This window comes from Arthrobacter sp. Y3221048, from assembly GCF_059092685.1.
Genome location: NZ_JBNHHX010000004.1, coordinates 426,642 through 451,515 on the forward strand (window position 1 = coordinate 426,642; position 24,874 = coordinate 451,515).

The 24,874-nt window shown below is 66.1% G+C and carries 21 protein-coding genes and 1 other RNA gene; 17 read left to right on the forward strand and 5 right to left on the reverse strand.

The features are described 5' to 3' along the window. Positions 1-42 precede the first annotated feature (42 nt). The 7 genes from AC5RVS_RS14450 to AC5RVS_RS14480 all read left to right on the forward strand — a co-directional run bounded on the left by AC5RVS_RS14450 (position 43) and on the right by AC5RVS_RS14480 (position 5,455). Positions 43-954, forward strand: a complete 912-nt coding sequence (locus AC5RVS_RS14450; RefSeq protein WP_494108644.1) for a metal ABC transporter substrate-binding protein — start codon at positions 43-45, stop codon at positions 952-954. Continuing rightward, the gene (locus AC5RVS_RS14455) at positions 951-1,730 is read left to right on the forward strand and encodes a metal ABC transporter ATP-binding protein (protein WP_494108645.1); all 780 of its coding nucleotides are present in this window, start codon (positions 951-953) and stop codon (positions 1,728-1,730) included. The genes AC5RVS_RS14450 and AC5RVS_RS14455 overlap by 4 nt, the downstream gene beginning before the upstream one ends. Then, positions 1,717-2,610 (forward strand): metal ABC transporter permease, encoded by an 894-nt coding sequence (locus AC5RVS_RS14460; RefSeq protein ID WP_494108646.1) that lies wholly within the window; start codon positions 1,717-1,719, stop codon positions 2,608-2,610. Before AC5RVS_RS14455 ends, AC5RVS_RS14460 begins: the two co-directional genes overlap by 14 nt. Before the next feature lie 39 nt (positions 2,611-2,649). After that, positions 2,650-3,375 carry a metal-dependent transcriptional regulator gene (locus AC5RVS_RS14465; protein ID WP_494108647.1) on the forward strand — a complete coding sequence of 242 codons (726 nt, stop codon included), beginning with the start codon at positions 2,650-2,652 and terminating at the stop codon, positions 3,373-3,375. Next, the gene (locus AC5RVS_RS14470) at positions 3,372-3,830 is read left to right on the forward strand and encodes a fluoride efflux transporter FluC (protein ID WP_494108648.1); all 459 of its coding nucleotides are present in this window, start codon (positions 3,372-3,374) and stop codon (positions 3,828-3,830) included. Before AC5RVS_RS14465 ends, AC5RVS_RS14470 begins: the two co-directional genes overlap by 4 nt. Beyond that, positions 3,827-4,231: a fluoride efflux transporter FluC gene (locus AC5RVS_RS14475; protein WP_494108649.1), complete on the forward strand. Its 405-nt coding sequence runs from the start codon at positions 3,827-3,829 to the stop codon at positions 4,229-4,231. The genes AC5RVS_RS14470 and AC5RVS_RS14475 overlap by 4 nt, the downstream gene beginning before the upstream one ends. 123 nt (positions 4,232-4,354) lie before the next feature. Then, positions 4,355-5,455, forward strand: a complete 1,101-nt coding sequence (locus AC5RVS_RS14480; RefSeq protein WP_493989200.1) for a carboxylate-amine ligase — start codon at positions 4,355-4,357, stop codon at positions 5,453-5,455. A gap of 65 nt (positions 5,456-5,520) precedes the next feature. Here the strand turns inward: AC5RVS_RS14480 and AC5RVS_RS14485 are convergent, their stop codons facing one another. Continuing rightward, positions 5,521-6,015, reverse strand: a complete 495-nt coding sequence (locus tag AC5RVS_RS14485; protein ID WP_494108650.1) for an AfsR/SARP family transcriptional regulator — start codon at positions 6,013-6,015, stop codon at positions 5,521-5,523. Between the two features lie 638 nt (positions 6,016-6,653). On the opposite strand from AC5RVS_RS14485, the gene AC5RVS_RS14490 reads away from it, so the two are divergent. The 3 genes from AC5RVS_RS14490 (at position 6,654) to AC5RVS_RS14500 (ending at position 12,498) form a co-directional block, all read left to right on the forward strand. Next, the gene (locus tag AC5RVS_RS14490; RefSeq protein WP_494108651.1) at positions 6,654-10,799 is read left to right on the forward strand and encodes a Pls/PosA family non-ribosomal peptide synthetase; all 4,146 of its coding nucleotides are present in this window, start codon (positions 6,654-6,656) and stop codon (positions 10,797-10,799) included. An 83-nt stretch (positions 10,800-10,882) separates the two neighbouring features. Continuing rightward, on the forward strand, positions 10,883-11,956 hold the full coding sequence (locus tag AC5RVS_RS14495) for a M28 family metallopeptidase (RefSeq protein ID WP_494108652.1): 1,074 nt from the start codon (positions 10,883-10,885) through the stop codon (positions 11,954-11,956). A 170-nt stretch (positions 11,957-12,126) separates the two neighbouring features. Then, positions 12,127-12,498, forward strand: coding sequence for a hypothetical protein (locus tag AC5RVS_RS14500; protein WP_494108653.1), 372 nt, complete (start codon positions 12,127-12,129; stop codon positions 12,496-12,498). A gap of 151 nt (positions 12,499-12,649) precedes the next feature. On the opposite strand, the gene AC5RVS_RS14505 is transcribed toward AC5RVS_RS14500, so the two are convergent. Further along, positions 12,650-13,288 carry a hypothetical protein gene (locus tag AC5RVS_RS14505; protein WP_494108654.1) on the reverse strand — a complete coding sequence of 213 codons (639 nt, stop codon included), beginning with the start codon at positions 13,286-13,288 and terminating at the stop codon, positions 12,650-12,652. A gap of 289 nt (positions 13,289-13,577) precedes the next feature. Between AC5RVS_RS14505 and AC5RVS_RS14510 the strand changes: the two genes are divergently transcribed. The 6 genes from AC5RVS_RS14510 (at position 13,578) to AC5RVS_RS14535 (ending at position 20,951) form a co-directional block, all read left to right on the forward strand. Further along, the gene (locus AC5RVS_RS14510) at positions 13,578-16,067 is read left to right on the forward strand and encodes a S8 family serine peptidase (RefSeq protein WP_494108655.1); all 2,490 of its coding nucleotides are present in this window, start codon (positions 13,578-13,580) and stop codon (positions 16,065-16,067) included. 361 nt (positions 16,068-16,428) lie between these two features. After that, positions 16,429-17,151, forward strand: coding sequence for a response regulator (locus AC5RVS_RS14515; protein WP_494108656.1), 723 nt, complete (start codon positions 16,429-16,431; stop codon positions 17,149-17,151). Then, entirely contained in the window at positions 17,148-18,284 is a 1,137-nt protein-coding gene (locus AC5RVS_RS14520; protein WP_494108657.1) for a sensor histidine kinase, read from the forward strand. The genes AC5RVS_RS14515 and AC5RVS_RS14520 overlap by 4 nt, the downstream gene beginning before the upstream one ends. 507 nt (positions 18,285-18,791) lie before the next feature. Then, positions 18,792-19,007: a hypothetical protein gene (locus tag AC5RVS_RS14525; protein WP_494108658.1), complete on the forward strand. Its 216-nt coding sequence runs from the start codon at positions 18,792-18,794 to the stop codon at positions 19,005-19,007. Continuing rightward, complete coding sequence (locus AC5RVS_RS14530) at positions 19,007-19,399, forward strand: hypothetical protein (RefSeq protein WP_494108659.1); 393 nt, start codon at positions 19,007-19,009, stop codon at positions 19,397-19,399. The genes AC5RVS_RS14525 and AC5RVS_RS14530 overlap by 1 nt, the downstream gene beginning before the upstream one ends. 358 nt (positions 19,400-19,757) lie before the next feature. After that, complete coding sequence (locus AC5RVS_RS14535; protein ID WP_494108660.1) at positions 19,758-20,951, forward strand: heparan-alpha-glucosaminide N-acetyltransferase domain-containing protein; 1,194 nt, start codon at positions 19,758-19,760, stop codon at positions 20,949-20,951. Positions 20,952-21,168: 217 nt separating this feature from the next. Here AC5RVS_RS14535 and ssrA read toward each other — a convergent pair. Next, positions 21,169-21,538: a transfer-messenger RNA gene (gene ssrA, locus AC5RVS_RS14540) on the reverse strand. A gap of 136 nt (positions 21,539-21,674) precedes the next feature. On the opposite strand from ssrA, the gene AC5RVS_RS14545 reads away from it, so the two are divergent. Further along, positions 21,675-22,814: a carboxylate-amine ligase gene (locus AC5RVS_RS14545; RefSeq protein WP_494108661.1), complete on the forward strand. Its 1,140-nt coding sequence runs from the start codon at positions 21,675-21,677 to the stop codon at positions 22,812-22,814. A 61-nt stretch (positions 22,815-22,875) separates the two neighbouring features. On the opposite strand, the gene smpB is transcribed toward AC5RVS_RS14545, so the two are convergent. Next, positions 22,876-23,349 carry an SsrA-binding protein SmpB gene (gene smpB, locus AC5RVS_RS14550; RefSeq protein ID WP_127511404.1) on the reverse strand — a complete coding sequence of 158 codons (474 nt, stop codon included), beginning with the start codon at positions 23,347-23,349 and terminating at the stop codon, positions 22,876-22,878. Positions 23,350-23,438: 89 nt separating this feature from the next. Then, positions 23,439-24,830, reverse strand: coding sequence for a peptidoglycan DD-metalloendopeptidase family protein (locus AC5RVS_RS14555; RefSeq protein ID WP_494108662.1), 1,392 nt, complete (start codon positions 24,828-24,830; stop codon positions 23,439-23,441). Positions 24,831-24,874: the final 44 nt, after the last annotated feature.

Sequence of the window (24,874 nt, forward strand, 5' to 3'; positions counted from 1 at the left end):
CGGGCGCTTGTTTTGAGGCTGGCCGTCCTGCAATATTTAGGCATGCCGAAACTTTGCGCGAGGGGGTTCGTGCTGGCCGCTGCCTTCGTGCTGGCGGTGACCGGCTGCGCCCCGCCGCCGGGTTCCGCCGCCGCGACGGCCGAGCGGCCCCTGGTGCTGACCACGTTCACCGTGCTGGCCGACATGGCCGACACGATCGGCGGCGGCCACGTGGAGGTCGCCTCCATCACCAAAGTCGGCGCGGAAATCCACGGCTACCAGCCCACGCCGTCGGACTTGGTGAGGGCGCAGGACGCCGACCTCATCCTGGACAACGGGCTGGGCCTCGAACGCTGGTTCGCACGGTTCCTGAATGCCGTGCCGGCCCCGCATGTGGTCCTCAGCGACGGCGTGGAGCCGGTGGGCATCACCGCCGGGAATTATGCCGGCAAGCCGAACCCGCACGCGTGGATGTCTCCGAAGGCAGCGAAGGTCTACGTGGACAACATCGTGGACGCCTTCACCCGCTTGCTGCCGGCACACGCCGCCGATTTTCGCCGCAACGGCGCGGAATACCGACGGGAACTGGATGTGCTGATGGCCGACCTGGAGTCGACCTTCGCCAATCCGTCGGCCGTTCCTGCCCTGGTCAGCTGTGAAGGCGCCTTCTCCTATCTGGCCCGCGACGCAGGGCTGCGTGAGGCTTACCTCTGGCCGGTGAACTCCGACGCCGAGGGGACGCCCCGGCAGATCAAGGACGTGATCGGACAGGTCGCCGAGCACCGGATCCCGTCGGTGTTCTGCGAATCGACCGTCAACCCGGAATCGATGCAGCAGGTCGCCGCCGCCACCGGCGCCCGGCTCATCACGCCGCTGTATGTGGACTCCCTCTCGGGACCGGACGGCCCGGTCCCCACCCATCTGGAGCTGATCCGGCACGACATCTCCCTGATCAAGGAAGGACTGGCGCCGTGAGCACACCCGATATCCCGGCCGGCGCCGCCGCCATCTCGGTGCTCGGCCTCACCGTGGCCTACAACGACGTCGTCGCCCTGGACCGCGTTTCCGCCATGGTGGCACGGGGAACCATCTGCGGGTTGATCGGGGTCAACGGGTCCGGCAAGTCGACGCTGTTCAAGTCGCTGATGGGACTGGTCCACCCGGCGTCGGGCAAGGTGGAACTGTTTGGGCTGTCGCCCCGGCAGGCGAGAAAGCTGAACCTGGCCAGTTACGTGCCGCAGTCCGAAGACGTCGACTGGACTTTTCCGGTCTCCGTGCGCGACGTGGTGATGATGGGCCGTTACGGCCGGCTCGGACCCATGCGTCGCCCCCGCCGCCCCGACCGCGAGGCAGTCGACGCAGCCTTGGAACGCACCGGCCTGCGCCACCTGCAGCACCGGCAGATCGGCGAACTCTCCGGCGGCCAGCGCAAGCGCGCCTTCGTTGCCCGCGGCATAGCCCAGCACGCCGGCCTGCTGCTGCTCGACGAGCCATTCGCCGGAGTGGACAAGGCCTCCGAAGCGGTCCTGATCGCCCTGCTGAAGGAACTGCGCGACGAGGGCCGGACAATCCTGATCTCCACCCATGATCTGGCCGGCATCCCGCAGTTGTGCGACGAGGCCATCCTGCTCCACCAGAAAATACTGGCGCACGGCCGGCCGGCAGACGTGCTCACCAACGAAAACCTGGCCCTGGCCTTTGGCTCCGCGCTGGCCGGCCCAGGGGAAGGAACACGCAGTGGAGTTGTTTAGCTGGCTGCTGGAACCGCTGCAGTACGGGTTCCTCACCCGCGCCCTGGTGGTCACGCTGGCCGCCTCCGTGGTGTCGGCAGTACTGTCCTGCTGGCTGATCCTGATGGGCTGGTCGCTGATGGGCGATGCGGTCTCCCACGCCGTGCTCCCCGGTGTCGCGCTGGCATACATCGTCGGGGTGCCGTTCTCGCTCGGCGCCTTCATCTTCGGCGCGGCGGCGGTGGCGCTGATCGGCGGCGTGCGGTCCTCCACCCGCCTGAAGGGCGACACCGTGATCGGCGTGGTGTTCACCGCGTTCTTCGCGGCAGGGTTGGCCATCATCTCCAAGACGCCGAGCCAGACCGACCTGCAGCACATCCTGTTCGGCAACGTGTTGGGCGTCAGCGACGGCGAACTGCTGCAGGTGCTCATCCTCGGCGCCGTGGCGCTGTGCGTGCTGCTGTTCAAGCGCCGCGACCTCACGCTGTTCGCCTTCGACCGCATTCACGCCCACGCCATCGGGCTCAACACCCGCTGGCTGTCGGTGCTGTTGCTCGGGCTGCTGGCGCTCACCGTCGTCGTCGGACTGCAGGCGGTCGGCATCGTGCTGGTGGTGGCCATGCTGATCACCCCGGGAGCCACCGCGTTCCTGTTGACCCGGCGGTTCGATGCCATGCTGGCGATTGCCGCCTCCCTCACGGCCGCCGCCTCGGTCGCCGGCATCTACGCCAGCTACTACCTGGACGTCGCCACCGGCGCTGCGGTGGTTTTGGCCCAGGCCCTGGTTTTCCTCGTGGTCTACCTGGGCGCGCCGCGGACCGGGGTAATCTGGCAGCTGGCCCGGCGCCGCGCAGGGCAGGGCTCCGCCGTGCAGCCCGGCACCGGCGCCGCCACCAGGTAGCCTGCCTGTTGGCAGAGGTTCGACGAGAGAGTGAGACGCATGCCCCCGGCCAGGAAGACCGCGCTGAGCAGCGGCTCGTCCAGCGTGCAGGACTACGTGAAGGTCATCTATGCCTTCACCGAGTGGCAGGACAAGCCCATCACGTCCTCGCAGCTGGCCGGCCGGCTCGGCGTGGCCAACTCGTCGGTCTCCGAGATGGTGCGCAAGCTGGTGGAGCTGCAGCTGGTGGACCACCGCCCGTACAGCGCCATCGATCTGACCGACGCCGGTCGCCGGCTCGCCCTGACCATGGTCCGCCGGCATCGGATCCTGGAGACCTTCCTGGTCCAGGAACTCGGCTATGCCTGGGACGAAGTCCACGACGAAGCCGAACTGCTCGAACACACCGTCTCCGACATGTTTATCGACCGGATGGCGGCCAAGCTCGGCAACCCGCAGCGCGATCCGCACGGCGACCCCATCCCGACGGCGGACGGTACCGTCCACGTGCCCAGCGCCGTGCAGCTTGAAGAGCTCGACGGCGGACACACCGGCCGGATCACCCGGATCAGCGACGCCAATGCCGACCTCCTGCGCTTCTTCAGCGCCGAACAGATCGGACTCGACGACCGCGTGGAAGTCGTCGGCCGGCGCCCCTTCGGCGGTGCGTTGGTGGTCCGGTTCGGCCCGGACGGGGCGGCCCGGGAGCTGGACCTGGGCGACCAGGCCGCCGCTGCCCTGTGGGTGCACAGCGATCCGCATCCCGGCTGCCGGCTCGCTTCGTGAGCACGACGCCGCGGGCGCGGCTTCGGATCGCGGCGGCGCCGTCCGCGCTGCCCGGCTGGGGCGCCTGGGCCGCCGTCGCGGTGGGCGGCTTCGCGGGCGCCGAAGCACGCTACCTGCTGGGCATCGCCTTCCCTGAAGACGGCTCCATTCCATGGACCACGCTGGCCATCAACGTTTCCGGCAGCCTGCTGCTGGGCATGTTCACGGCCCTCTGGACCGAGCGCCCCGGCACCGCGTTTTGGCTCCGGGCAGCGCTGGGGCCGGGGCTGCTGGCGTCCTTCACCACGTTCTCGGCCGTGGCGCTGGCCATCGACCGGTTGGCGGCGCAGGGCCGCCACGCCGACTGGCTGCTGTATCTGGGCCTGTGCTTGGCCGCGGGCCTGGCCGCCGCCGTCGCCGGGCTGTACGCCGGCCGCAGGCTGGGACGCCGGATTACCCTGAGGGCTGCCGCGTGACGGCGCTGCTCGTCGGGCTGTTCGGCGCCGGCGGCGCCCTGCTGCGCTTCGCCGCCGACACCTGGCTGGCCCGCCTGCAGGCTGCCCGCCGGCGGCCGGAGCAGCACTGGCCCTGGGCTACCCTGCTGGTCAATGTCACCGGCTCGCTCATCCTCGGGTTCGTCGCCGGCGGGGTGGCTGGCCAGGAGCCGGGCATGCCGGAGCCCTGGCGCATGGCCGTGGCCAGCGGCCTGGCCGGCGGACTGACGACCTTCAGTTCCTTCGCCGTCGCCACGGTTAAGCTGTGGGCAGAGCGCCGCGCGGGCGCCGCCGTCGTCAATCTTGCGGCGAACCTGCTGCTGGGCACCGCCGCCGCCGCGCTCGGACTCGCGGCAGCCGGCCTGACCGTGCCGCTGTCCTGAGGCCTCCGAAGGCCTCGCCAGAGGTCGATCCGGCAGGGCGCGGGCGGTCCCGGCCGTGAGCATAACCGCCTGCCGATCGGTTAGGCTCGGCTTGTCTGAGCGTCGGCAGAAGAAAGGTGCCCCATGGCAACTCTGGGAATTGAGGAAGAATACCTGCTGCTGGATCCGGCCACCGGCTTACCCGCCCCGGTGGCGGACACGGTCGCCGAAAACCTGGAAGGCTCACTGCAAGTAGCCAGGGATGACATCCAGCGGGAGCTGCTCACTTGCCAGATCGAAACTGCCACCGCAGTCTGCGCCACGCTCACCGAGGCCGAGGAGTCGCTGCTCAACTTCCGCCGCGAGCTGGATGCCGCCGCCCGGAAGGCCGGGGTGCGGGCCGCGGCCACCGGCACGGCACCACGGATCCAGGACGACTATCCGGAGGTCACGGACAAGCAGCGCTACCACGAGCTCAAGGCCAGTGCGAAGGGCATTGTGGCCGACCAGTTCGTCAACGGCCAACACGTGCACGTGTCCGTCCCCGACAAGGAAGCCGGGGTGCAGGCCTTGAACCGGATCAGGCCGTGGCTGCCGGCCGTGGTGGCGCTGGGTGCCAACTCGCCCTACTGGCTGGACCGCGACAGCGGGTTCGGCAGCTGGCGGATCGTCCACTACCGCCGCTGGCCGATCCAGGGCTGCGCGCCGGTCTTCCGCGACGCGGCCGACTACGAGCGCCGGATCCAGCGCCTGGTCGACTCCGGCGTGGTCATCGACCGGGGCGTCATCACGTGGCTGGCACGGCTGTCCGACCGCTACCCCACCCTGGAAGTCCGTGCCGCCGACGTGCAGCTCGAGGCCCAGGACTCCGTGCTGATCGCTGCGGTGGTCCGGGGACTGATATCCACGGTGCTGACCGATGAAGCTTCCTCGCGGTCCCTTTTGCAGCCCGAGCCGGAGCTTCTGGATGCTGCCGTCTGGCAGGCGGGACGCCAGGGCCTGTCCGACCGGTTGGTGGATCCGGAGTCCGGCGTCCTGCTGCCCGCACGGGATGTGGTGGGCATGCTGCTGCGCTACATTCGGCCGGCACTCGAGGAGGAAGGCGACTCGGCGTGGGTAGATGCCAGCATCGAACGGCTCTTCGCCACGGGAACCGGCGCCGACCGGCAGCGCAGGGCCATGGAATCCGGCGGGCTGCCGGCGCTGATGGACCTGTATGCCTCGTCCCTGACCGCCGAGCCGTAGTCGGCGGCGGCCAGCTGCCCGGCTTGGCCTGCTGCCCGGCTTGGCCTGCTGCCCGCGGCAGCCGGCTACGTGAGCAGGGGTGCCATGAGCTTCATGATCTGGGCCGAAGGCTCCACCCCAAATTCCTTCCAAAGCCGGGACTTGAAGACCTCGAACGACTGCAGCGCCTGCGCATAATTGCCATCGGCGATGTGCGTTTCCAGCAGCAGCCGCTGCGCGCTTTCGCGCAGCGGCTCAATGGCGATGGCTAATCTCGCTGCGTCCGTAGCCTGGCTGGTCTCGCCGCGTTCGAGATACTGGCTGGCGAGACGTTCCAGGGCCGTCAGCCTTAACTGCCTCCACCGTTCCTGCTCGGCCGTGACCCAGTCCTCGTACCACCCGGGCAGCAGTTCGGCCGTGCGCAGCAGGTCAAGCATGGCCGGCCGAAGGCGGACCCCGCGGTCCCCGTCGAGGGCGGCGAGTCGCCGGCGGACTTCGTGAACGTCCACTGCCACCTCCGGAGCGAGTGCCAGCGGATCCCTGCGCTCCGCCAGCAGCCCAGGCAGCTGGTGGGAAATCATCCAGATCGTCTCCCGCAGGCTACCCGTTGCCTGCCTCTCCGAACTGTCCGGCCAGAGCAGCCCCGCCAGGAAAGCGCGTGGCTCGCTGCCGAAAAGGGCCAGGACGGCAATCAGGCGCTGCTGTCGGATGGTTACCCTGACGGGAAGTTTTCCATGGCGAATCTGCCACCCTCCCAGTAACTGAACTTCCCACATGCGTTCTGTTGCATTCATTTTCGTGCCCCCCAAGGGCATTGAATGGCCCCCAAGCCACTGCCGAACGACTCCCCGATTCTAGGTTCCCACCGTGTACCGCCTTGTCAACGCGGCTAAAGGATGCATCTGAAAAGGGACCTGGCCCCGGTGACAGCGGCCCGGTCGCTGACGGGCTTCGGCCTGCGGATGAAAGCTGGTGTCTAGCCGGGGCCTTGGTCGATGGCAGTCAGTCCAATAACGCCCGCGTAACACCGGACATCGTCCAATGTCGTCTAGAGGCCCGTCATCGGCGAATTGATCGACACTACTGTCAGGCCCCTGCCGGTTCCTGAGGCTAGGAGGACTGCCATGGCGGCATATTCGGACTTACTCGAGTTCATGACCCCACAACTGCTGGGGCCGCCTGCCAAGGAGGCGTTGGTCGGCGCGCAGCAGGAAGCGGCATGAGCGCTCCTGCAGACCGCAGCGCCCGGCATCGGCAGCGGGAGACAGACCACACACCGAAACGCTCCGGCCCCGCCGGGGCCGCCAGCACCATCCTCACCGGCGCCCCCGGCAACGGCGCGGCACGTTGGCACGACGGGGACAGGCTCGAACGGCTCTTCGAGGACCGCTGCGACGAGCTGCGGCGCGACGGCGAGGGGGGAAGGCTCGCCGTCGACAGCGCCGGGCAGTCGCTGACCTACGATCAGCTCGACGCCCGGGCGAACCAGCTGGCGCGGTACCTGATCTCGCGTGGCGCGCGGCCGGGCGACCGGATTGCGCTGCTCTTTGACCAGCCAATCCGGTCCTACACGGCCATCCTGGCAGTTCTGAAGGCCGGTGCGGCATTTGTTCCCCTCGACGCCGGATACCCCTCCGAGCGTCTCGCGTACATTGTCGAGGATGCGGGCGTGAATTTTGTCCTGTCGCTCTCCCACCTGCGTGACCGGATGCCCGAAACGGCTGCGACCATCCTCGGCCTCGACGAGGCGGAACCGCTGGTGGCCACGCAGGATTCCTCGCGCTTGACCCGGGGAGAACAGGCGGGTCCCGCAGGCGATCTGGCCTACATCATCTACACGTCCGGCTCGACCGGCCGCCCCAAGGGTGTGGCCATCGACCACCCCAGCATCTGCAACTTCGTGCTCGTGGCGGCCGAAGTGTACGGCTACCAGCCGACGGACCGCGTCTACCAAGGCATGACGATCGCCTTCGACTTCTCGGTGGAGGAGACCTGGGTCCCGTGGATGGTGGGTGCAACGCTGGTGCCCAAACCCGCCGGCGCCAGCCTGCTTGGCATGGAACTGGGCCAGTTCCTGCGGGACCAGCGGGTGAGCGCCATGTGCTGTGTTCCAACGCTGCTGGCCACCCTCGACGAGGACCTGCCCGACCTGCGGTTCCTACTGGTTTCCGGCGAGGCCTGTCCGCGTGACCTCATTGCCCGATGGCACCGTCCGGGCCGCAGGTTTTTGAACGTCTATGGTCCAACGGAGGCAACCGTCACTGCGACTTGGGATGTGGTCCATCCGGACAAACCGGTGACCCTGGGCAGTCCGCTGCCGACGTACTCGGCGGTGATCCTTGATCCGGATGAGCCGCGCGCCTTGCCACCGGGGGAACTGGGCGAAATCGGGATCGCCGGGATCGGGCTGGCCCGCGGGTACGTCAACCGTGACGATCTGACCGAGCGGGTTTTCATCGAGGACTTCCTCGGCATCGACAACAATCCCTCGGGCCGGATCTACCGCTCTGGTGACCTGGGGCGGTTCAGCGAGAGCAGAACCATCGAGTACCACGGCCGGATCGATACCCAGGTCAAAATCCGCGGTTACCGCATCGAACTTGCTGAAATCGAGTCCGTCCTGCTGCAGGTGCCGGGAATCGCCCAGGCGGTAGTGAGCACCTACGAGCCAACCCCCGGACTCGTGGAACTGGTTGCCTACTACACGCTGCGCCGGGACACCGCGGAAGTCGACGAGGCCAGCATCGCCGAGAAACTGAGCGAGACGCTGCCCGGCTACATGGTCCCGGCCTACCTCGAACGCTGCACTGAAATACCCGTCATGCCCAGCGGCAAGGCCGACCGGAAGAAACTGCCGCTGCCCAGCAAACCACGGCTCACCGGCGGTACTCACGAGTACAGCGCACCAGATACGGAGGCAGAGGAAATTCTGGCCGGCTGCCTCGCGGGGGTCCTGGGCGTGGAGAAAGTCTCCGCCACGGCCCACTTCTTCAACGATCTGGGAGCGAACTCGCTGCTCATGGCCAGCTTTTCGGCCGCCGTCCGGCGCAGGGCCGCGCTGCCGCCGGTGGCCATGCAGGATATCTACCAGCATCCGACTGTCCGCCAGCTTGCCGTCGTCCTCGCCGCTGCACAGGCTGCCGCCAAACTGTCAGGATCCGGGGCGGACGAGACGGAACCGGTCCTGCGGCCCGCGCCGCCGGCACCGAGCACGCGCCGGCACATCTTGTGCGGCGTGGCGCAGCTGACGTTCTTCCTGGGCTACACGACCTACGCTGCCTCTTTGCTCGTCATATCCTTCGTGTGGGTTTCCGAAGGAACCTCCTTGATCGACATGTGGCTGCGATCCGTCGCATTCGGTGTCGCCATGTTCTTCGTACTGTCCATCACCCCGATCGTCCTGAAGTGGATTCTCATTGGCCGCTGGAAGCGCCAGGACATTCCCCTGTGGAGCTGGACCTACGTCCGGTTCTGGGTCGTCAAGACACTCAACCGGAGCAATCCGCTCGTCTTGTTCGCCGGCTCACCTCTTTACGTGCTTTACCTTCGGGCGCTGGGGGCCAGAATTGGCAAGGGCGTCGCCATTTTCTCCCGCATGGTGCCGGTGTGCACCGACCTCGTCACCATCGGCGACGGCACGGTCATCCATAAGAATTCATTCTTCCTCGCCTACCGCGCCCGCAGCGGCGTCATCGAGACGGGAACGGTAACGCTGGGCCGCGACGTCCTTGTGTCGCAAAAGACGACGCTGGACATCGACACGTCCATGGGCGACGGCGCTCAACTGGGACATGCATCCTCGCTGCAGACGGGCCAGGCCATACCGGACGGTCAGCGCTGGCACGGCTCGCCTGCAGTACCTACGGAAACGAACTACCTCAGGGTTCCACCCGTACGCTGCAGCACGCGCCGCAGGGTCATTTTCACCCTGTTGCAGCTTTTCAACCGGTTGGTCCTGGTCATGCCGGTCGGACTCGTCGCCTTGTCAGCGCTGCTGCCGCCGTATCTGGATAGCGAACACCTGAGAATGGACAACCCGTCCTTCTACGTCGATACCCTGCTCATCACCCTTACCTTGTTCCTTGCCTCCTTCGTCGGCGGTCTCATCGCGGTCCTGACCGTCCCCCGGCTCTTGAACCTCGCCATCAAGCCGGACAAGGTCTACCCGCTGTACGGCGTGCATTTCACGCTCCAGCGGATGGTTGCCGGGATGACAAACGCCAAGCTGTACAAGGATGTTTTCGGCGACAGTTCGTACATCGTGCATTTTCTGAAGGCGCTGGGCTACGACCTCGGCAAGAAGGTGGAGCAGACAGGCTCGAACTTCGGCCCCGAGGTGTCTCACGATTCGCCCTACCTGAATACGATCGGATACGGGACCATGGTCTCCGACGGCCTGAATATGATGAACGCCGATTACTCCAGCACCTCGTTCCGGCTGTCTCGTGTCAGGATCGAGGGCCGCAACTTCCTGGGAAACGACCTCACCTTCCCCATCGAGGCCCGGGTTGGAGAGAACGTTCTGTTGGCTACGAAGGTAATGATTCCGATCGACGGCCCGGTCCGGACAAATACCGGCCTGCTGGGATCGCCGCCGTTCGAGATTCCGCGGTCCGTTCAGCGGGACAGCCGGTTCGATGAACTGAAGATTGAAGAGGCGAAGAGCCAGCGCCTGCCGGCCAAGAACCGGCACAATATCGCGTCCATGGGAATCTTCCTCGGTGTGCGCTGGTTCGTGTTCTTCTCCGGAACACTGATCGCCGCAGCATCCGCAACAATCTACGATGAGTTCGGCGCGTTCGCGATCGCCGTCGGAACGTTGAGCTTCGCTATATACCTTGTCCTGCTCACCGTGCTCGTCGAGCGCTTGGTGATGGGCTTCCGGAGGCTGAAACCGCAGTACTGTTCGATCTACGACCCGTACTTCTGGCACCACGAACGTCTGTGGAAGATGCTCGCCACTCCGCCCTTTAACGGCACGCCCTTCAAATCAATTGTCTGGAGGATGCTCGGCGTCAAGGTGGGCAAGCGTCTCTACGATGCCGGCTGCAACATCCCGGAGAAAACACTTGTCTCAATCGGCGACGACTGTGCCTTAAACGAAGGCACAGCCCTCCAAGGCCACTCGATGGAAGACGGTACGTTCAAGTCGGACTACATCACGGTGGGAAACCGGTGTTCCTTTGGCGTCGAGTCCTTCGTCAATTACGGCGCCGTGGTGGGCGATGGCGTCTCACTCGAGGCCGACTCGTTGCTCATGAAAGGAGAAGACGTGCCGGAGAACGCCATCTATGCCGGCAACCCGGCCCGCGACACGACGGGCACCGCCAGGCACAGGCGGATGACGGGCGCGGCGCAAGGGTGATGAAGCGTGCACGTGGTTTGCCGCAGGGTGTCCCTGGCGGTAAGCGCCGCGTGGGCGTGAAAAGCCCCTCACGGGAATCCACCATGACGCGCCGGACCAATAGCCGCCGGGCAGCAGGCGCGGCCGCGACGAAACTTGCCGCCATCGTGCTGCTGGCGGCCTGCTCCGGCTCCGCGCCCCTGGATCTGGGCAGCGGCGGCCCCGATACCAAGGCCCTTCGCGAGTCCGTCACCGCCCGGAACGTCATCACACATTTGAAGGCCCTGCAGACGATCGCTGACGCCAACGACGGTAACCGCGCGGCCGGCACGTCCGGCTATGAGGCGTCCGCCGCATACGTTGAGGAGCAACTGAAGGCTGCCGGGTACCATCCTGTCCGGCAAAGATTCTCCCTTGAGGATTCCCTCGACGACAGCAGCGGGGAAACTTTTAACATCCTGGCCGATACCGGAGGGCGAACTGACCGCACCGTCGTCGTCGGTGCCCACCTTGACTCGGTGATGGAGGGCCCAGGCATCAATGATAATGGCAGCGGCGTTGCGGCCCTCCTCGAAGCCGCCGTCCGGCTGGCGCAATCGGGAATCACCCCGCTGAACCGTGTGCGGTTTGCGTTCTGGGGCGGCGAGGAAGAAGGTCTGCTGGGCTCCGACTACTACGTGGAACAGCTTTCATCGGCCGAGATCGCCGACCATGCCGCCAACCTGACCTTTGACATGGTCGCCTCGCCCAATGCCGCGAACTTCGTGTACGACGGCGACGGCTCGGAGTTCGGGGAGGCGGGCCCAGAAGGTTCAGCACAAATCGAGGACGTCTTTTTGGATTACTTTGCGGCCGAGGGGTTGCCTGCCGCGCCCACGCGGTTCGATGGCGGGTCCGACTATGCGGCGTTCATGGAACAGGGCATCCCGGTCGGCGGGCTGTTCACAGGCGACGTCGGCATCAAGTCAGCGGAGGAAGCTGCCTTGTATGGCGGTACGTCCGGCGAAGCGTATGACCCGTGCTACCATGCCAGTTGCGACACGGTCGAGAACGTGGACGAGGACGTCCTCATTTTGATGTCAGACGCCATTGCGCACGCCACGCAGACGCTGGCGCAGGCGGGGTCCGCCCAGGCCTTCCAGCCGCAACCAAGTACGGCCTTTCTGGAAACGGAATGAGCTTTGGCCCTGAAGGAGCGCGCAGTCCGGTAGCCGTCAACGGGCTGCAACATGTTCTGCTTCCGGCAACTACGGCGACCCGGTGATACTGCGGCGCGGACCGGTGCGGTGGGCGCCGGCGCACGGTACGAAGTTGCTGCAGCTGGGCTCCCGGTCCATGGTGGTAGGTGATGATTACCAGACGTGAAGCAGCCCAGTTCCTCGATATTCCACCGGAGATGGCGAAACGCCACGGCATCCCGTCGCGCATAACCGAGGAGGAACTCGCCGCGATTGACGCTAACCCACCGGCTTGGCTGGCCCAGTCGCGCGCCAACCGCACCGGCGGGCGGCCTGTCTGGACAGCGCTGCAGTGCACCATATGCGGCCTTACCGAGTCTGTCCGGCCGAAGAAATGGTGGCCGGAATTCACCTTTGTCTACTGTCGGCACCATGATCCCGGGGAGCTCCCCGGGGCGCCGGCAGGATGGGTCCGCAGCGAGTATGACGGCATCGGCACCAGGTTCATCGGGATCGTCGACGTGGCGCTTCCCGGCGACTGACCCCTGACGGCGGGCCATCGGCCGGCCGAGAGGCTAAGAAAAAGCGCTTCGCCACCGGAACCGGCGCCGAACCCGGCCGGCATTCCTTCCGGCACGCAAAGGGGCGGCCTCCCCGCAGGGAGGCCGCCCCGGATGGCGGAGCCGGGCGGGCTTACTCGGTCTCGCCGGTGCCCTTCTCGGCGGCCTTGGCCGCCTTCCACACGGCCTTTCCTTCAGCCTTGGCTGTCTTCCAGTCGGCCTTTCCTTCGGCCTTGACGGCCTTCCAGTCCGCGCTTCCCTCCGCCTTTGCGGACTTCCACGCGGCGTCAGCCTCGGTCTTTGCCGACTTCCACGCGGCGTCGGTCTCGGCCTTGACGGCCTTCCAGGCGTGGGTCGGTTCCTCAACCGGAGCGGGTGCCGGTTCTTCCACAACCGGCTCCTCAACAGGTGCCGGTGCAGGCTCTTCCTCCACCGGAGCCGGTTCCTCAACCGGAAGTTCCTCTACCGGGTCTTCCCCGGGCACAGGCTCGACGGGCTCTTCACCCTCGTCCGGGGTCGGGGCTTCGTCCTCGACCGGTGCCGGGGCAGCCGGCTCCTCAGCCGGGGTTTCCTCCGCGGGACCGTCCTCGACGACCGGTTCAGCTTCCTCGACCGGGGCCGGCACGATGGTTACGTCCTCGGCCGTGATGGCAACCAACGAATCCTGTGGTTCGTCAGCAGAAGCGGCTCCTGCGCCTCCGGCAGTCACCACGCCTGCCACGAAAACTCCAGCGGCCAACTGCCGGGCCTTGGTCTTAGCAAACGATGACATGTGTTGCTCCAATCGTTGGGGATGTTGCAACTCAATCGTTACATCGGGAGCGGAGGGGCCTGCAAGCGGAAGGGGTGAATAACCACCTATTGGCCTCCAAACCGGACTGAGGTCTTTACAGGCTTTCGGGAGTCCGTCACACTCCGCCACGACCGTGTGGTGACCAATGAGCCCTTGGCAGGGGGCGCTGCAAACCCTCGGATAATCGTTACACTACTCGTGGGCGCAACGTCGCATCCCGTCTGTCCTGCACCAACTTCCCGGGACCCAGCCCGTAAGGATGACACCCATGCCTTCGCCCCTGCCCCGCCGCCTCCTCGCCGGACTGGCCTCGTTCACCGCGGCCGCGGTCCTCGGCGCAACGTTCTCCGCACTGCCGGCCTCGGCCTCCAATGAATCGGAACTGGCCGGTTCCACGTCCAAGTACCTGCCCCCCCGCGACATGCCAACCGACCGGTTCGTCGTGAAGTTCAGGGACAGGGCCGGGAGCAGCTCCGCCAGCCGCGGGAAGGCCTACGGGCGTACCGCCAAGGAACTGGGCGTCAGTGTGAAGGAACTGCGCGCCACGGCCACCGGGGCCCGGGTCATCACCACCGGCAAGGCCCTCAGTGACACCGAGGCCAGGGAACTGGTCGCCGGGCTTGAGGCGGACCCGGCCGTTGAATTCGCCGAACCGGATCAGCGCATGCAACCGGCAGCGGCCCCAAACGACGAGCACTACGGCCTGCAGTGGAGCTTCTTCGAGGACAAGGCCGGGATGCGCGTGCCGGGAGCTTGGGACGTCAGCCGCGGCGATGGCGTCACCGTCGCCGTCGTCGACACGGGCATCACCGACCACAGCGACCTCAACGCGAACGTCTTGCCCGGCTACGACATGATCTCCGACCCGGCCTCTGCGCGCGATGGCAACGGCCGGGACCCGGACCCCCGGGATGAAGGCGACTGGTACGGCGCCGGTGATTGCGGGTACAACGACTCCTCCGACTCCTCCTGGCACGGCACCCACGTCGCCGGCACCATCGCCGCCGTCGCCGGCAACGGTCAGGGCGTGGCCGGTGTCGCCCCCGGTGCGAAAATTCTCCCAGTCCGCGCGCTCGGAGCGTGCGGCGGTTACATGTCCGATATCGCCGACGCCGTGATCTGGTCGGCAGGTGGCAAAGTCGCAGACCTCGCGCTCAATGGCAACCCGGCCCGCGTCATCAACCTCTCGCTCGGCGGCTCCGGACTGTGCTCCGCCACCTTCCAGTCAGCTGTGAACATCGCCGTGAATGCCGGCTCCGCCGTCGTGGTGGCGTCCGGCAACGAGAACAAGGATGCGTCCCTGTCCACCCCGGCGAACTGCAAGAACGTCATTACGGTGGCCGCAAGCGGGCGCGAAGGCGATCGGGCCCCATATTCGAACTTCGGGACCCTGATCGACGTGACCGCCCCCGGCGGCGACAGGAGCACCGGAGCGGGCAACGGTATCGCCTCCACATACAACCAAGGCACGACCACCCCGGGCGCCGAGGGCTACTCCTACCTTCAGGGCACGTCGATGGCCGCACCGCACGTCGCCGGGGTGGCGGCCCTGATCCTTGCCGCACGTCCGAATTGGACGTCGGCGCAGATCGAGGAACAGCTCAAAAGAAAGTCCCGCCCGCTTCCCGGTACGTGTGCCGAAGGATGTGGAGCCGGGCTTGTCGACGCCACCTCGTCCCTCGACTTCAGCCCCGTCCCCTATAGTCCCCCGAAAATCTCAGGAGTCATGCGCGTCGGCAACGTCCTGTACGGCACTGAGGGAGACTGGGGGCCGGAACCGGTCAGCGTCGCCTACCAGTGGTACCGCAGCGGAAACCTTGTCCCCGGGGCCACCGGCCGCACGTACACCCTGACCGGTGCCGACGCCGGGCACACGTTCACCCTGAAGGTCCACGTGACCAAGGACGGCTACGCCGCCGGCAGCAACACCTCCGCCACGACGCCCAAGATCGCCTCGGGATTGCTGGCCAGCTCCCCGCCCGCGATCGGCGGAACCCGCAAGGTCGGCTACGCATTGACCGCAGTCCCGGGCAACTGGACTGCCGGCACAACTTTTGCGTACCAGTGGTACCGGTCCGGTGCAGCCATCAGTGGGGCCACCGCCAGCCGGTATGTCCTGACCGCGGCCGACGCCGGCAGATACCTGACCGTCCGCGTCACCGGCACCGCCCCGGGCTACACACCGGTCGCCACGGCCTCCGACCCCAGCGGGACCATCGCCTACGGCACCCTCGCCGGGGCCACCCCCACTGTTACCGGCACGAAGAAGGTCGGCCACATTTTGATCGCCAATGCCGGGACATGGCCCTCGGGCACCACGCTGAGGTACCAGTGGTATCGCGGTACGACGGCGATCTCACGGGCTACGGGACGCACCTATGTGCTCACCGGCGCCGACGCCGGCAAGCAGATCGCCGTCCGTGTGACCGGATCCAAGAGCGGCTACACCAGCCTCAGCCGTAACTCGGCCAAAACGTCCGTGATTGCAAAGGGCACCCTGCGCACGTCCACACCGGTAATCAAGGGCACACTGCGGCCCGGCTACACGTTGACCGCGTATCCAGGCACCTGGACGGCGGGCACCACGCTGAAGTACCAGTGGTACCGCTCCGGCACGGCCATCCGCGCCGCCACCGGCAAGACCTACCGGCTCACCGCCACGGACCGGTACGACACGATCAAGGTGCGGGTCACCGGATCCAAGACCGGGTACAACACGGCCAACAGGTACTCGCTCTCCACCGCACGCCTTCGATAGCGCGAGACAGCCGAGGCCAGGAAGCATGTACCAGCCACCACGCGGAACAATCCGGCTCCGGAAATCCCAGGCCGGACCGGTTCATCCCGTGCTTACCTTACTCAGGCGGGCTTCACCGTCGTCGGCAGGTGCCGGTCCATGCGGGCAAAGAAAAGCCCCGGCAAACCGGACTAAATCAGTGTAGGTAATGGGCTCTGTCGCGTATCAGTCAATGTCGGAAATCAATCACCGCCAGGTCGGTTTCGGTCATTGCTGTCTTGGTCCTCGATTCTCCAGCACAATGGTCGTACACGCGGAGCGGCAACGAGCGGTTCTTGCGCCTGAGCAGCTATTGGGCCTGCTGCACGCTAAGGAGTCTTTTATGTCTGTAGTTCGAGCAGGCCGCGTACTGGTGGTCGATGATGAGGTCACTTTGGCCCGTGTAGTGGAAAAGTACCTGCGCAAGTTCGGGCTGGAGGTGACGGTGTGCCATGACGGGGCGGAGGCGGTGGAGGCGGTTCGGGCTTTCGCACCGGATGTTCTGGTACTGGATTTGGGACTACCGGGGCTGGACGGTATCGAGGTCTGTCGACGGGTGCGTATGTTCTCCGACTGCCACGTATTGATGCTCACGGCCCGGGATGATGAGGTGGATAAGGTCATGGGGCTGTCGGTGGGGGCCGATGACTATATGACAAAACCGTTCAGCCAGCGTGAACTACTGGCCCGGGTGCAGGCGAGGTTGCGCCGGATGTACCAACTCGACTCGGCACCCAGAGCCGAGCCAACGTCGGTCGATCGGACCGTGACGATCGGGAATCTTGTTGTGGACCGTGCCGCACGCCAGGTCCACGTGGACGGGGAACCGGTACCGTTCACTCGGATCGAGTTCGATCTGCTTACCACCTTGGTGGAGCATCCCGGGCAGGTGCTCAGCCGTCGGCAGCTGGTCGACATGATCTGGAACGCAGAGTGGAACGGGGACGAGCACCTCGTGGACGTTCACATCGGGCGGATCCGCAAGAAGCTCAGCGATCCCGCCGCCGCCCCCCGGTTCATCCATACGGCCCGCGGGGTCGGGTACCGGATGGGAGATGGACTATGAAGAGGGCACCAACGCCTACTGTGACCTCCTGGCAACCGCTGACGCTGAGGTTGATGCTGGCGCAGGCCTTGGTGCTGCTGGTGGGGTTGGTCCTTACGCTGCTGACGGTCCTGTGGTTCGGCCCGTCGATGTTCTCCCATGAGCTGGCGGTGTCCGGCCATGCCCGGGAGGCGGCGCGTGTCGGTGAGGAAATCCTGCAGGGCGCCTTCCGCAAGGTCAGCCTCAGTGCCGTGATTGTCGGGGGGCTTCCGGCCCTTTTTATCGCTGTATGGCTCAGCGTCTACCTGTACCGGACGATAGGCCGATCACTGACGGCGTTCAGCTCTGCCGCCGAGCAGGTGGCCTCGGGCGACTACCAGGTCCAGCTCACATCGCCAGGATTGGGCCCGGAGTTCGATACCCTGGCGTCCTCTTTCAGTGACATGGCCGCCCGGCTTTCGGCGGTGGACACCACGCGGCGCCAGATGCTGGCCGATCTGGCTCATGAGATGCGCACCCCGCTCGCCAGCATCAAGGCCCATGTGGAGGCGATCGAGGACGGGGTGCTGGAGATGGATGAGGAGACTACCCGCATCCTGTACTCACAAACTGGCCGGCTCGAACGATTGGCCGGGGACATCCGACTGCTGGCCCAGGCCGAAGAAGGTCTCGTCCATCTCCAATTGGTTCCGCAGTATCCGGCGGAGGTGGTCGCCGAGGCAGTCGCCTCGGTACAGCACGAAGCCGCGGCTAAGGACATCACGCTCAGCATCACTACGTCCGGACCGGACACAGGGCCAGTGCTTATGGACCGGGAGCGGATCGGCCAGGTGCTGGGTAACTTGCTGGTTAATGCACTGCGCCACACCCCTGCTAAAGGGAGGATTACGGTGCACACCGACTACGCCCAGGACGCGGTAACGATCGCCGTGACGGACACCGGGGACGGGATTCCGCCTGAACATCTGCCCCATGTCTTCGACCGGTTCTATCGAGCCCGTGCCGGGAGGGAATCCGGTCCCGGATCGGGCCTGGGTCTGTCGATCAGCAGGGCACTGGTGGAGGCCCATGGCGGGAGACTTCAGGCCAACAGCGCAGGCGTGGGCCGTGGAGCGCGCTTCGAGTTGCTCTTGCCCCGCTCCGTGCGTTCCTGAGCCAGCACAACCTCCTCGACGATCCGGCCCCCTAGGCCGAGGCCCATGGGCTCCTCGGCGTCCGGAGAAGAAGCTCAGCACCTCGATGGACGCGTAGTGCTCGGCCATCACGTCACGTGAGCGAGTCCGCTATCAGCACTGTCTGGCGCCCCTCGTCACGGACGTATGCGCCAGAGCGTCACCGTGAACACCGCCTTGAGGCGGGATCATGGCCGGCTCTTCGCGCGTGTCCATAAGACATCAGCGTGACCAGCAGGGCGGCAGATCCATGACTGCTTACATCGCGGTCATCCTTGAGAGCATTGTGAGAATTACGCAACGCCAGCGCAAAGTGCCTTTGCCATTCTGATGATGCGGGTCCCGTTCAGGACCTGCCGGCCTCGTCCACTCGGACTGTGTGGGTCACCCGAGTAATGACCTTCACCCTGCGCACCGGTGCGCACGAATGTGACAGCCAGGACCGCATGCGGGCTCTCAGTGAGACCCCTCATAGAAGGAGCGCAGAGCATGTCCACTATCGCAATCGTCGGTGCCGGAGAAAGACTCGCTGCCGCCGACTCCCGCACCCAGGGCAACGTCGGCGGCCTAGCCGTCGGTCTGCCTCCGGCGGGCGTCAACGCCGCGCGCGCCGAGATCGAGGGATTCCTGCGCCGGGACATCGACGACGCCACTGCCCAGTCTGCGGCCTCAATCTCCCCCCATCCTGACGGGTGGGCCGTCTGATGGCCGCGTTCAGTATCGGCTCCCTGCTGCCGGAGCGTCGCATCCACGAGGACCACGCCGCCGCCGATCTAGCCGCCCGGGTCGCCCACGGCCTTGTCGCGCCGGCCGGCCACGGTCTGGCCGCCCCGGCCGCCCACGGCACCGTCGTCTCCTCCCAAGGGCGGCACGCCATCATCCGGGGGCTCGACGTCATCGTCGGGGACGTGGTGGCTATCTCCGGCTGGGAAACCGTCCCCGGCCCCCGGCGGCCTGGTTGCTTCGAGCCCCGTGTCGAGGCCGAGGTGGTAGCGGTGAACGGCACCGAGGCCACTGTCGTGCCGATGGTCGGGGGCTGGATCCCGGTGGTCGGGGCCAGAGTGTTTCTCTCCCGCCACGGTGGACTGGATCCGTAGGACCCCGCAGGAGGCGCGCCTCGCTGAAGGGTGCCGCACTCCACCCCACGAGGAAGTGAACGAGAAACGAATGACGAAGAGGTTCTAAGAGGCCGGCCACCGCAGCCCGTGTCCCCGACGTCTCCCGACAGGCCGGTGAACCGGGACGGTGGTTTCCTCGTCCTTGCGCGGCGACCGAGGTGTTCGCCGGCAGCCGGGGGAACGCCTGGAACAGCTGTTCGAGGCCATCTGCGACCGTTTTGCGAAGAGCGGAAGACACGAGCACCCCGCGGTGGACACACCGAAAGAGAGAAGGACGAAGATGGGCTCTATTCCGGACAGGCAGGGACGCTACGTTGGTCCTGCAGACGCTAAGTTGATGCAGAACAGGCGGCGGCTGATCGGCGTCGACGCGGCCCGCGGCCTGGCCCTCATCGGGCTCATCGCCATTCACATCTTGCCAGCGGCGGACGAGGAAACCCACGAGCCGACACTGTCGTGGCTTCTGTTCTCCGGCGACTCCGCTGCGCTGTTCGCCCTCCTGGCCGGAGTGGGCCTGGCCCTGTCCACCGGCGGGCACAAACCGCACCCGGGGCGAAGGATGGTGGGGAACCGCCTGGGACTGTTCGTGCGGGCCCTCCTGATCGGAGTCATAGCCCTGGTGATCGGGGCTTTCATGCCGCAGGAGGACCCCCCGGCCTACGGCATTTTGCTCTACTATTCCGTGTTCTTCCTGCTGGCCATTCCGTTCCTCCATCTGCGGCCCAAAATATTGTTCATCAGTGCAGCGGCCTTCGGCATCGTCTCACCGATCCTGCTGCAGAAGCTGGATCCAATGCTTCCGACATCGTCGACGTTCAACCCCTCGGTGGAGCATCTTTTCTTCGAGCCGGCCGGTGTGGCCTCGGATCTACTGCTGACCGGCTCATATCCGGCACTGATGTACATGTGCTACATCCTGACCGGGCTGGGAATCGGACGACTGGATCTGCGAAAGCCCAAGGTGCAAGGCTATCTCGCCGGGATCGGCGCCGGGCTGGCGATCCTGGCCAATGTGGCCTCGGCACTCCTGCTGTATGCAATGGGAGGCTTTCAGCAGTTGGTGGCTGCCAGCGGGATGTCGGGGGAAGAACTGGACCATGAGATCGTGTGGGGATTCGGGACCATTCCGGATTCGTCCTCGTGGTGGCTAGCCATTGCGACACCGCACACCAACACGCCGCTGGCGATCGCCAGCAGCCTCGGCATCGGCCTGATGGTGACTGGTGTGTTCCTCCTGGTCGAGCTGGCGGGTGCACGCTGGCTGACACCCCTCGCCGCGATGGGGTCGATGACCCTAACCCTCTACTCCGCGCACCTGCTCGCGCTCAGCCTCAAGGTGCACTACGAGGAACCCGTCCTGTGGTTCATCATCCATATTGCAGTCGCCATGGCGTTCGGCCTGATCTGGAGCCGGTGGCTGGGACAAGGCCCCTTGGAAAGACCGGTTGCTGCGGCCGCCAAAAACTTCCGGCAGCTCGTGGACGATGGATCGTCCGGGACCACCGGAGCATCGGGAACGGTTCCCCGGTGATTCGAGACCTTTTGCCCGGGGCGCATACCGAACCAGGGCCAGAGCGCGGTGCAATACCAAGCCAGGCCCTCGCAGCCTGGGCTCTCATCATCGACCCGGCCTTCATGGAGGAGCAGCAGATGATGCAGTATGCCTTTCCTGCCCCTTTCTCCGTGTCAACGAAAACCGGCCCCGTGTCAACGGGCAAAGAAAAAGCCCCGGAGAACCGGGGCCAAATCAGTGGAGATGGGGGGAATTGAACCCCCGTCCGATGTTGTGTTGCCAGGACTTCTCCGGGCGCAGTTTGCTTCGGGTTTTCTTGGCCCCAACCATCCCGCAAACAGGTGGTTGACCCGGGCCCAGCCGTCTAAATGTCCCGAATACCCCAACGGCGAAGGTATTCAGCAGTGGCCCTCTTAATGACGCCAGCATCCGGGGCGAGAGCGACCCCGGGCTGACGGACTTGCAATGCTACTTAGGCAGCGAGAGCGAAGTCAGTGCGCTTAGATTCGGCACTTATTGGTTTGCAGAGAGCGTTTCCGAGATAACTCTGCATCCTCGGCCCGCTTCCCCTGGCGCGACTAACATCGTCGAAACCTGTCATCCCCGTATGTAGTTATCAAAATAACCATTGGTGCCGGGCAGTTACCTGTCCGGACCATCCAGTGTAACCCATGCCGGCACCGATGTATTCCTGCCGCTCCGGCGTAGCCAGCGTGCGGTCGCGGGATTTACCCTCGAACCATGGTTGTGGGCCGAGCCCAAGGCACGCCACCGACGCCGGCGCTCACCCCGGCAACGTTCGGCATCGAAGAAGAATTCCTCTTGATGGACCCCCGCACTGCCTTTCCGGTGACGACCGGCCCGGCGGTGCGGGCCAACCTGCGCCTGGGAGCCGCCCCGGAATGGGTCAGCTACGAGTTGCTCGACTGCCAGGTGGAAACCTCGACCCCGGTGTGCCGCCAGCTGTCCGAGGCCGCAGAAGCCCTGCTGGACTTCCGCCACGAGCTGGCCCGCAGCGCCGCCGCAACAGGGTCGGCCGCGGCCGGCATCGGCGTGATTTTCGACGCCGACCTGCGCCCGGCATCCGTGACCGACACCCCCAGGTACCGCAGCATTGCCGAGCGCGCCCCGGCCCTCATCGCCGACCAGTACGTGACGGGTATGCACATCCACGTGGAAGTGGCGGATCCGGAGGTGCGGCTGCAGGTCCTTAACCGGCTGCGGCCCTGGCTCCCGCTGCTCACCGCCGTCGCCGCCAACTCACCGTATTGGCGGCATGCGGACAGTGGCTTCGCCAGCTGGCGCACCATCCTGTACCGCCGCTGGCAGGTCCAGGGCTGCCCGCCGTTCTTCGCGGACCTGCACGACTACGGCGTCCGCGTGCGGCAGCTGTACGCCTCCGGGGTGGTACCCGATCCCGGGCACCTCTCCTGGCTGGCCAGACTGGCAGACCACTACCCCACCATCGAGATCCGGGCCGCCGACAGCCAGCTCACAGCGGCCGACAGCGTGCTGCTGGCCGGGCTGGTCCGGGCGCTGGTCGCCACCGAGCAGGCCGCCGTCGTCGCCGGTCGCCCCGTCACCAACTTCTATCCGGAACATCTGGACGTGGCGCTCTGGCAGGCGGCCCGGTTCGGGTTGTCGGAGAAACTGGTGCATCTGGATTCGGCCACCCTCTGGCCCGCGTTCGATGTCCTCGAGCTGTTGCTGCGCCACATCGATGAGGCGTTGGAGCAACACGGGGACCGCGGCTGGGTCCGCGAGCAGGCCGCACGGCTGCGGCTGGAGGGAAACGGTGCGCAGCGCCAGCGGAAGGCGCTGGCCAGCGGCGGCCTACCGGGGTGGCTGAATTTGGTGCGCCGGTCCCTGACGGCGGACTGATGCCACGCACCGGGTTTCCCCTGCGCCGCATGGGGTGGGACAGCGGTGTAGCGGCAGTGCCTCAGGCCCCGCGGTTCTTTTCGCGCATGGCGCGCAGGGCCTCGCGGTTGTCCTGCTTCTCGCGCAGCGTCTGGCGCTTGTCGTAGTCCTTTTTGCCACGGCCGACGCCGATCTCCACCTTGGCCAGGCCGTCGTTGAAGTACAGCTGCAGCGGCACGATGGTGTAGCCCGATTCCCGGGTCTGCCGGGCGATCTTCTCCAGCTCGGCCCGGTGCAGCAGCAGCTTCCGCCGGCGGCGGGCGGCATGGTTGGTCCAGCTCCCGTTGAGGTATTCCGGGATGTACACGGATTCCAGGTACAACTCATCGTTGTAGAAGATGGCGAAGCCGTCCACCAGCGACGCACGGCCCTCGCGCAGAGACTTCACCTCGGTGCCCATCAAGGCCATGCCAGCCTCGTAGGTATCCATGATGTGGTAGTCGTGCCGGGCCTTTCGATTGGTGGCCACTACCTTTCGGCCACTTTCTCTGGGCACGGGGTACTCCTTCGTCGTCGGAACGTTCCATTATAGCGGCGCCGCGGCATTTGGGTGCGCCGCAGCGCGCCAAGTGCCGCGGCGGACGCCTAGAGCAGGTTCATCGGATTGACGAAGCTGCCGTTGACGATGGTTTCGAAGTGCAGGTGGCAACCGGTGGAGTTGCCGGTACTGCCCACGTAGCCGATCAACTGGCCCCGGCCGACGCTCTGGCCGGCGTACACCACATAACGGGTCATGTGGTAGAAGTTCGTGTCCAGCGCGTTGCCGCCGACCACGCCGTGGCTCATCGTCACGCTGTTGCCGCCGCCCCAGACCGTGCTGTCCGCGCGCGCCACCGTGCCGGCGGCCGGCGCGTAGACCGGCGTGCCGCAGGCGGAACCGTAGTCGATCCCGCTGTGCATGTAGCCTCCGGTGCCGTAGAAGTCCATCGTGCCCGCCGGAGTGGGCCGCCAGCCGTAGCCGGAGGTGATCGGCCCGTTCACCGGGGAGATCAATCCAAAGGACGACGGCGCCTGGCTGGCCGGAGGGGGCGGCGGCACCCTCGGGACCAGCTGCGGCACCGGCTGGCCGCTGTTGCGCGCCGCCTGCTGTGCTGCCTTGATCCGCGCCTGTTCCCGCTCCCAGGCTTCCTGGGCCTTGCGCCGCTCCTCGGCCTCGCGCCTGGCCTTCTCCGCCGCCTCGCGGCGGAGCCGTTCCTGCCGCTCCTTGATCTGCGAGAGCACCTGGTTCTGGGCCTGCTCGGTCTTGGCCAGCTCCTGCTCGATCTGCGGCTTCTTGGCCTGCAGGCTGTCCGAAAGCGCCGAGGTCTCGGCGATCAGTTGGTCAACCTTCTGCTTTTCGGCGGCCGCCTCGTCGCGGGCGACCTGCTCGGCCGCCAGCGCCTCCTCGGCTTGCGCCTTCAGGTCCCGGATCTCCTCCTCCACGGCTTCCAGCCGCGCCTGGGAGTTCACATTCGTGGCGTTCTGCTGGGCCAGCTTGTCCAGTGCCGCGTTTTGGCTGCGCAGCGCCTGGTCCGCCAAGTCGATGGTGCTGGCCAGGCCGGCGTCGCCGTCGGAACCGAAGAACAGCGACAGGTTGGACGGCACCCCGCCCTGCTTGTAGGCCTGGGTGGCGATCTGGCCGATGACCTTCTTGGTTTCTTTCAGCTCCGCGGCGTCGCTGGCCAGTTGCTGGTTGATCTTGTCCTTGGTTTGCAGCGCAAGGTCCACGCGCTGGGCCAGTGCGGCGACCTTGTTGGCGGCGGCGTCCACCCGGCCCTCTGCCTCGGCGAGCTTCTGCTGGGCCGCCGGCAGCCGGCTCTGGTGCTGCTTCAGTTCCTTGACCGCCTCGATGATGTCGGCGTTGAGGAACTCCAGCGACGATTCGATCTGCTGGATTTCCTGGTCGAGGGCGGCCTTGCGGTCGTCGAGGTCGTCTGCCTGGGCGGGGCCGGCGGAGCCCAGCGAGAACGCGAGCAGGGCGGCCATGGCGGCGCTCAAAATCCCTTGCGGAAGACATCTCTTCCGCGGCTTAGTACGGCTCA

Excerpts from the sequence above, each read along its gene's own strand:
- AC5RVS_RS14450 (WP_494108644.1), top strand. The coding sequence starts at position 43 with ATGCCGAAACTTTGCGCGAGGGGGTTCGTGCTGGCCGCTGCCTTCGTG.
- AC5RVS_RS14465 (WP_494108647.1), top strand. The coding sequence starts at position 2,650 with ATGCCCCCGGCCAGGAAGACCGCGCTGAGCAGCGGCTCGTCCAGCGTG.
- AC5RVS_RS14480 (WP_493989200.1), top strand. The coding sequence starts at position 4,355 with ATGGCAACTCTGGGAATTGAGGAAGAATACCTGCTGCTGGATCCGGCC.
- AC5RVS_RS14485 (WP_494108650.1), bottom strand. The coding sequence starts at position 6,015 with ATGATTTCCCACCAGCTGCCTGGGCTGCTGGCGGAGCGCAGGGATCCG.
- AC5RVS_RS14490 (WP_494108651.1), top strand. The coding sequence starts at position 6,654 with ATGAGCGCTCCTGCAGACCGCAGCGCCCGGCATCGGCAGCGGGAGACA.
- AC5RVS_RS14495 (WP_494108652.1), top strand. The coding sequence starts at position 10,883 with ATGACGCGCCGGACCAATAGCCGCCGGGCAGCAGGCGCGGCCGCGACG.
- AC5RVS_RS14500 (WP_494108653.1), top strand. The coding sequence starts at position 12,127 with ATGATTACCAGACGTGAAGCAGCCCAGTTCCTCGATATTCCACCGGAG.
- AC5RVS_RS14505 (WP_494108654.1), bottom strand. The coding sequence starts at position 13,288 with ATGTCATCGTTTGCTAAGACCAAGGCCCGGCAGTTGGCCGCTGGAGTT.
- AC5RVS_RS14510 (WP_494108655.1), top strand. The coding sequence starts at position 13,578 with ATGCCTTCGCCCCTGCCCCGCCGCCTCCTCGCCGGACTGGCCTCGTTC.
- AC5RVS_RS14515 (WP_494108656.1), top strand. The coding sequence starts at position 16,429 with ATGTCTGTAGTTCGAGCAGGCCGCGTACTGGTGGTCGATGATGAGGTC.
- AC5RVS_RS14520 (WP_494108657.1), top strand. The coding sequence starts at position 17,148 with ATGAAGAGGGCACCAACGCCTACTGTGACCTCCTGGCAACCGCTGACG.
- AC5RVS_RS14525 (WP_494108658.1), top strand. The coding sequence starts at position 18,792 with ATGTCCACTATCGCAATCGTCGGTGCCGGAGAAAGACTCGCTGCCGCC.
- AC5RVS_RS14530 (WP_494108659.1), top strand. The coding sequence starts at position 19,007 with ATGGCCGCGTTCAGTATCGGCTCCCTGCTGCCGGAGCGTCGCATCCAC.
- AC5RVS_RS14535 (WP_494108660.1), top strand. The coding sequence starts at position 19,758 with ATGCAGAACAGGCGGCGGCTGATCGGCGTCGACGCGGCCCGCGGCCTG.
- AC5RVS_RS14545 (WP_494108661.1), top strand. The coding sequence starts at position 21,675 with ATGGTTGTGGGCCGAGCCCAAGGCACGCCACCGACGCCGGCGCTCACC.